Origin of the sequence: Promicromonospora sp. NPDC060204 (assembly GCF_042728455.1) — a bacterium.
Classification (GTDB): Bacteria; Actinomycetota; Actinomycetes; order Actinomycetales; family Cellulomonadaceae; genus Promicromonospora.
Genome location: NZ_JBHWZO010000320.1, coordinates 1 through 6,428 on the forward strand (window position 1 = coordinate 1; position 6,428 = coordinate 6,428).

The following is a 6,428-nucleotide window of genomic DNA, read 5'->3' on the forward strand; positions in this document are numbered from 1 at the left end:
GTATCTGCGCTTCTGGACCGCTCAGAAGCGCAGATACCCCGCACTCAACGAGTGGTTGCTGCGCGGGTCAGGCGTGCAGCGGCTCCAGCGCGGCGGACCAGGCGACCGTCTGGTCCAGCAGCGTGTCCAGCGCCGGGGTCAGGTGCTCGCCCGGCTTGAACACCGAGTAGTTCTCGAACTCGGTGATCAGCGACAGCGCGACCTGCTGCCGCACCGTGGCGACCTGCAGCTCCGCGAGGATGAGGCGCAGGTGCTCCGCGGCGCGGGCGCCGCCGACGCCGCCGTAGGAGACGATGCCGGCCGCCTTGTTGTTCCACTCGCCGTAGACGAAGTCGAGGGCGTTCTTGAGCACGCCCGAGGTGGAGTGGTTGTACTCCGGCGTCACGAACACGTAGCCGTCGAACTCGGCCACCTTGGCGGCCCACTCCTTGGTGTGGTCGTGGGCGTACTGGCCCATGGCCGGGGACATGGGCTCGTCGAGGTGCGGCAGGGGGTAGTCCGCCAGGTCGACGAGCTCGAACTCGGCGTCCGTGCGCTGCGACGCGATCTCGTAGACCCACTTGGCCACGGCCTCGCCGTTCCGGCCGGGGCGGGTGCTGCCGAGGATGATTCCGATCTTGAGCATTGCTCGTCCTTCGCTTCCGTGAGTGCTGTCGGTGGACCCGCCCGGGCGCGGGAACGAACGCGGGGCCGGGGTGGTTGGTCCACGTGACACAACCGTGCGGAAACGCGGGTAATCCAGCTTTCGAAGACGCACTTCGGAGTGCGTCGGTAACCGGAGAGGAAGCAATGCGGCATGGTGCGGATCTCGCGTGACACGCGTCTGGACGGCCTGGCGGCACGGATGCCCGGGGGGCCCGACTCGCCGTGCGACAGCGAGACGCACGAGCTGACCCGGGACCTCATGGGCCAGGTCGCCGACCGGTGGACGCTGCTCGTGGTTGCGTCCCTCTCCGACGGCCCGCAGCGGTTCTCCGCCATCCAGGAGGTCGTGGCAGGCGTCTCGCACCGGATGCTGAGCAAGACCCTCCGCGGCCTGGTGCGCGACGGGATGATCACCCGCACCGCTTATGCCGAGGTGCCGCCGCGCGTCGAGTACGAGCTGACCCCGCTCGGCTGGAAGCTCATGGACCTGGCACACGGCTTCGTGGACTGGGCGCAGGACCACGGGCAGCAGCTGCGGGAGAGCCGCGCCCGGTTCGACCGGGGGAGCGACGCGGTCTGACGGCGGTGCCGTCCCTCGGCGGCACTGCCTGCCGGCGTCAGTCCCGGGACGCGGTGAGCGCCAGCAGCTGCTCGCGCAGCCGGGCCAGCTCCTGAGGCGTCGGCTCGCCGCCCCAGGCGGGCTGCGCGCTCGCGCCGTCCGCCGCCGCCACCACGAGCGACAGGACGTCCGCGGGCAGGCCGTCCGCCCGGAGGTCGTCGTTCCAGCGTCGCGCGTCGGCCCGGGCCAGGTCGATGACGGCGTCCACGCTCGACAGGTGCGCGATCACCACGAGCGCGTCGCGCGAGGCCGCGGCGTCCAGGGCTCCGTCGATCGAGACGCGCACGTAGGCGCGGGTGAGGCGGCCGGGGGCGTCGTCGTCGGCCGGGATCGCCGCGAGCACCGCGGTGCGGAACCGCTCCAGCCAGTCGGTCGCCAGCGCGAGGTGCAGGTCGTGCTTGTTCGCGAAGTGGTAGAGCAGCCCGCCCTTGGACACGCCCGCCCGGCGCGCGACGTCGTCCAGACTCGCGGATACCCCGCGCTCGCGGACCAGCCGGCTCGCCGCGTCCAGGATCGCCGCGCGCGTCTGCTCCGGGCTCCTGCCCGCCGTCCTGCCCATCGCCACCTCCCGTGTCCGTCGCACTGCCCGGCACGCACTATAGGCCGCGTCACAGGCCCCGTCCTAGAAAACTGTACCGGCTAGACGGTACAGTTACGCGGGTGACCGCTCCTGCTCCCCTTCTCTCCGTGCGCCGCCGGTGGGCCGCGCTCGCCGTCCTCGTGCTGGCGGTCGGCCTGCTGGCGATCGACGGCACCGTGCTCTACCTGGCCGTGCCGTCGCTCACGCGCGACCTCGCGCCCACCGCCACCCAGGTCCTGTGGATCGGCGACATCTACTCGCTGGCCATCGCCGGGCTCCTGGTCACCATGGGCACCCTGGCCGACCGGATCGGGCGCAAGCGCCTGCTGCTCATCGGCGCCACCGCGTTCGGCGTCGCCTCGGCCCTGGCCGCCTTCGCGCCCAACGCGGAGACCCTGATCGCCGCCCGCCTGCTGCTCGGCGTGGCCGGCGCCACGATCATGCCCTCGACGCTCTCCCTCATCCGCACGCTGTTCCCCGACGCCGCCGAGCGCAGCCGCGCCATCGCCGTCTGGTCCGCCGCGGCGGGCGGCGGCGCCGCGGTCGGGCCGCTGGTCGGCGGGCTGCTGCTGGAGCACTTCTGGTGGGGCTCGGTCTTCCTCGTCAACGTGCCGGTCGTGCTGGTCCTGGTGGTCGCCGGCGCCGTGCTGCTGCCCGAGGCCAAGGACCCACACCCCGGCCGCCTCGACCTGCTGTCCGTGCTCCTCTCGTTCGCCGCCGTCATGCCCCTGGTCTGGGCCATCAAGCACGCCGCGTCCGAGGGCGTCGACGCACTCGCGATCGGCGTGCTGGCGCTCGCGGTGGGCTCCGGCGTCTGGTTCGTGCGGCGGCAGAACCGGCTCGCGGCGGACGGCCGCGGCCCGCTGCTCGACGTCGGCCTGTTCAAGGTGCCGGCGTTCAGCGGGGCGGTGGCGGCCAACCTGATCGCGATCTTCGCGCTGACCGGCATGCTGTTCTTCTTCTCGCAGTACCTGCAGCTCGTGCGCGGGTTCTCGCCGCTGGTCGCGGGCGTCGCGGAGCTGCCCGCCACCCTCGCGTCCATCGCGGTGGTCGTGGTGGTGGGCTGGTCGCTCCGGAAGTTCGGGCGGGGCCGCGCCATCGCGCTCGGGCTGACGGTCACCGCGCTGGGCATGGTCGCGATCGCCGTGGCCGAGGGCGCCGACCACTACGTGTGGCTCGCGCTCGCCCTGGTCCCGGCCGGCCTCGGCGTGGGGCTCGCGATGACGCTCACCACGGACGCCGTGGTCTCCGCCGTCCCGCCCGCCAAGGCGGGCGGGGCCTCGGCGATCTCCGAGACGGCGTACGAGCTCGGCGTCGCGCTGGGCGTCGCCGTGCTCGGCTCGCTGGTCACCCTCGGCTACCAGGGCCGGGTCGCCCTGCCCGCCGCCCTTTCGCCCGACGCCGCGGCCCAGGCCGGCGACTCGCTCGCCTCGGCGGTCGCCGTGGCGGGGGAGCAGGCGGCCGGGCTGGAGGCCGCCGTGCTGGACGCGGCGCGCGAGGCGTTCGTCGCGTCGCTGCAGACGACGTGCGTGGTGGCGGCGGTGCTGGTCGCGGTCGCGGCCGTGGTGGCCTGGCGGCTCATCCCGAACGAGCGGTGAGGACGCGGCCGACGAGGGGTGCCCTGACAGTGCCTGGCCCACCCGCCCCACCGGACGTAGCGTCGAGGCGACACCTTCGAGCGACACCTACGAGAGGACTCGTCGCATGTCCACCATCGCCATCATCGGCGCAGGACCCGGCGTCGGCCAGGCCGTCGCGCGGCGCTTCGCGCGCGAGGGCTTCGCGGTCGCGCTGATCTCCCGCAACCAGGACAAGGTCGACGCGCTCGCCGCCGAGCTGGCGGACGACGGCGTCACCGCCCGGGGCTACGCGGCCGACGTGCTGGACGCCGACGCGCTCGCGGCGGCCCTGGCCGCGGCGGCCGCCGACCTCGGGCCGGTCTCCGTGCTCCAGTACAGCCCGCTGCCCGCCCGCCACTACCTGCGGCCCGTCACGGAGACCCCCGCGGCGGACATCCTGGAGGCCGTGCGGTTCTCCGTGCTCGGTCCCGTGGCCGCCGTGAACGCGGTGCTGCCCGGCATGCGGGAGGCGGGCACCGGCACGGTCGTGCTCATCAACGGCGGCACGTCGGTGCGCCCGCGCGCCGGGTACGCGGGCACGTCCATCGGCTTCGCCGGGGAGAGCGCCTACGGGCAGATGCTGCACGACGCCCTGGAGCCCGAGGGCATCCGGGTAAGGCAGCTCGTGATCCCCGGCGCAATACCCGCCGACGATCCTGAACGAGGCCCTGACGCCGTCGCCGAGCGCATCTGGGGCCTGCACACCACGCCCGGCGAGTTCCGCGAGTTCCTCTCGCCGCTCGACTGAGCCCCTGGCGGCGTCGGGCCAGGCCCGGCCCGACGCCCGCGGTGTGACGCGGAGGGTGTTAAGAAACCGTCAATGCCGCGCGTGCCACGCGGTATCCGCCTTAGGTTCCACGGGTGACTACTGCAATCCGCCCGCCCGGCCTCGTCCCGCGACCCGCGGAGGCCCTGCGGCTCGCCGTCGTGGTCGGCGCGCTCGGCGTCGTGTTCGGCGACATCGGCACCAGCCCGATCTACACCCTCCAGACGGTCTTCAACCCGGCGGACCCGCACCCGGTGCCGGCCACCACGGAGAACGTCTACGGCGTCGTCTCGCTGATCTTCTGGTCGGTGATGCTCATCGTCACCATCACGTACGTGTTGCTGGCGATGCGGGTCGACAACGACGGCGAGGGCGGCATCATGGCCCTGATCACGCTGCTGCGCCGGTGGGCGAAGAACGGGTCCACGCGAATCACCCTCACGCTGGCCGGGCTCGGCCTGTTCGGCGCCGCGCTGTTCCTCGGGGACAGCATGATCACGCCGGCCATCTCCGTGCTCTCGGCGGTCGAGGGCCTGAAGATCATCAACCCCGAGTTCGAGGGCTGGATCGTCCCGGTCACCGCCGTGATCATCGTGCTCCTCTTCGCCGCGCAGAAGTTCGGGACGGCGGCCGTCGGCCGGCTGTTCGGCCCGGTGATGATCACGTGGTTCGTCGCGATCGGCGCGTGCGGCATCTGGGGCGTGGCGAGTGAGCCCGGCATCCTCAAGGCGCTCTCGCCCACGTACGCCCTGGGCTTCCTGGCCGGCCGGTTCGACCTGGCGTTCTTCGCGCTCGCCGCGATCGTGCTGTCCGTGACGGGCGCCGAGGCGCTGTACGCCGACATGGGCCACTTCGGCCGCCGGCCCATCTCGGTCGGGTGGATCTTCCTGGTGCTCCCGGCGTGCACCCTGAGCTACATGGGCCAGGGCGCGCTGATCCTCCAGGACCGCGCCAACCTGTCGGCCCCGTTCTTCCTGCTGACGCCGGACTGGGCGCTGATCCCGATGGTGGTCCTGGCCACCGCCGCGACCGTGATCGCGTCCCAGGCCGTCATCACCGGCGCCTTCTCGGTGACGGCCCAGGCCGCGCAGCTCGGCTACCTGCCGCGCCTGCGGATCCTGCACACCTCCCGGTCCGAGCGCGGCCAGATCTACGTGCCGTGGATCAACTGGCTGCTCATGGTCTCGGTGCTCACCCTGGTCTTCGCGTTCCGCAACTCGGCCTCGCTGGCCTACGCCTTCGGCATGGCCGTGACCGGCACCATCACGATCACGACGACGCTGTTCTTCTACGTGGCCTGGAAGACGTGGAACGTGCCGAAGTGGGTGCTGGCGTCGATGGCCGTGGTGCTGCTGACGATCGACCTGCTGTTCCTCGCGGCGAACCTGACCAAGCTCGTGCACGGCGCGTGGCTGCCACTCGTGATCGCGGTGACCGCGTTCACCGTCATGACCACCTGGCAGCGCGGGCGGGAGATCGTCAGCGCCAAGCGCGAGGCCATGGAGGGGTCGCTGCGCGCCTTCGTGGACGGGCTGCGGACCCGCAAGGCTCCCGTGCAGGTGGTCAGCGGCACGGCCATCTTCCTCAACCGCGGGAGCGAGACGGCGCCGCTCGCGCTGCGCGCGAACGTCGAGCACAACCACGTGCGGCACGAGCAGGTGGCGGTCGTGGCGGTCGACGTCGCCATCGTGCCGCGTCTGACGGACGAGGACCGCGTGGTCGTCGAGCACCTCGGCGAGGGCCGGGACGGCATCACGCACCTCACCGTGCGGTTCGGGTACGACGAACGGCCGGACGTGCCCGCGGCGCTGGCCCAGCTCGGGCCGGAGGACACCGAGGGCCGGCTCGACCTGGACAACGCGACGTACTTCCTGTCCCGCATCCAGCTCCGGCTCGGCAAGGAGCCGGGGATGCCGGCCTGGCGCAAGCGGCTGTTCATCGCGACGTCGTACATCACGGCGGACGCCGCCGAGCACTTCAACCTGCCCCGCGACCGCACGGTGCTGCTCGGGTCCCACGTCGACGTCTAGCGACGCAGCGGCCCCGGTCCGTCGAGTCTCGACCTCGACCTGAACCCGAGCCTTGGCCAAACCCTGAACCTCAACATGAGGCTTAGTTGCGGGGGCTCCGGGGTCGCGCCAGGGCGGCCGTACGACAACGAGGTGTGTTGCTGTGCGTGGGACTCGTCCACGCACAGCC

Annotated in this window: 6 protein-coding genes; 4 read left to right on the top strand and 2 right to left on the bottom strand. The window is 72.2% G+C overall.

Features of this window, described 5'->3' with window-relative positions; genetic code table 11:
• Positions 1-67 precede the first annotated feature (67 nt).
• Entirely contained in the window at positions 68-625 is a 558-nt protein-coding gene (locus ACFWEJ_RS26025) for an NADPH-dependent FMN reductase (protein WP_377232073.1), read from the bottom strand.
• Positions 626-796: 171 nt separating this feature from the next.
• Between ACFWEJ_RS26025 and ACFWEJ_RS26030 the strand changes: the two genes are divergently transcribed.
• On the top strand, positions 797-1,225 hold the full coding sequence (locus tag ACFWEJ_RS26030; RefSeq protein ID WP_377232074.1) for a winged helix-turn-helix transcriptional regulator: 429 nt from the start codon (positions 797-799) through the stop codon (positions 1,223-1,225).
• A gap of 37 nt (positions 1,226-1,262) precedes the next feature.
• Here ACFWEJ_RS26030 and ACFWEJ_RS26035 read toward each other — a convergent pair whose 3' ends face one another.
• Positions 1,263-1,823, bottom strand: coding sequence for a TetR/AcrR family transcriptional regulator (locus tag ACFWEJ_RS26035; RefSeq protein WP_377232075.1), 561 nt, complete (start codon positions 1,821-1,823; stop codon positions 1,263-1,265).
• A gap of 101 nt (positions 1,824-1,924) precedes the next feature.
• On the opposite strand from ACFWEJ_RS26035, the gene ACFWEJ_RS26040 reads away from it, so the two are divergent.
• The 3 genes from ACFWEJ_RS26040 (at position 1,925) to ACFWEJ_RS26050 (ending at position 6,259) form a co-directional block, all read left to right on the top strand.
• Positions 1,925-3,442: an MFS transporter gene (locus ACFWEJ_RS26040; protein WP_377232076.1), complete on the top strand. Its 1,518-nt coding sequence runs from the start codon at positions 1,925-1,927 to the stop codon at positions 3,440-3,442.
• Between the two features lie 106 nt (positions 3,443-3,548).
• Complete coding sequence (locus ACFWEJ_RS26045; protein ID WP_377232077.1) at positions 3,549-4,211, top strand: SDR family NAD(P)-dependent oxidoreductase; 663 nt, start codon at positions 3,549-3,551, stop codon at positions 4,209-4,211.
• Positions 4,212-4,324: 113 nt separating this feature from the next.
• Entirely contained in the window at positions 4,325-6,259 is a 1,935-nt protein-coding gene (locus tag ACFWEJ_RS26050; protein WP_377232078.1) for a potassium transporter Kup, read from the top strand.
• Positions 6,260-6,428: the final 169 nt, after the last annotated feature.

Coding starts and splice junctions, on each gene's coding strand:
- ACFWEJ_RS26025 (WP_377232073.1), bottom strand. CDS start 625: ATGCTCAAGATCGGAATCATCCTCGGCAGCACCCGCCCCGGCCGGAAC.
- ACFWEJ_RS26030 (WP_377232074.1), top strand. CDS start 797: ATGGTGCGGATCTCGCGTGACACGCGTCTGGACGGCCTGGCGGCACGG.
- ACFWEJ_RS26035 (WP_377232075.1), bottom strand. CDS start 1,823: ATGGGCAGGACGGCGGGCAGGAGCCCGGAGCAGACGCGCGCGGCGATC.
- ACFWEJ_RS26045 (WP_377232077.1), top strand. CDS start 3,549: ATGTCCACCATCGCCATCATCGGCGCAGGACCCGGCGTCGGCCAGGCC.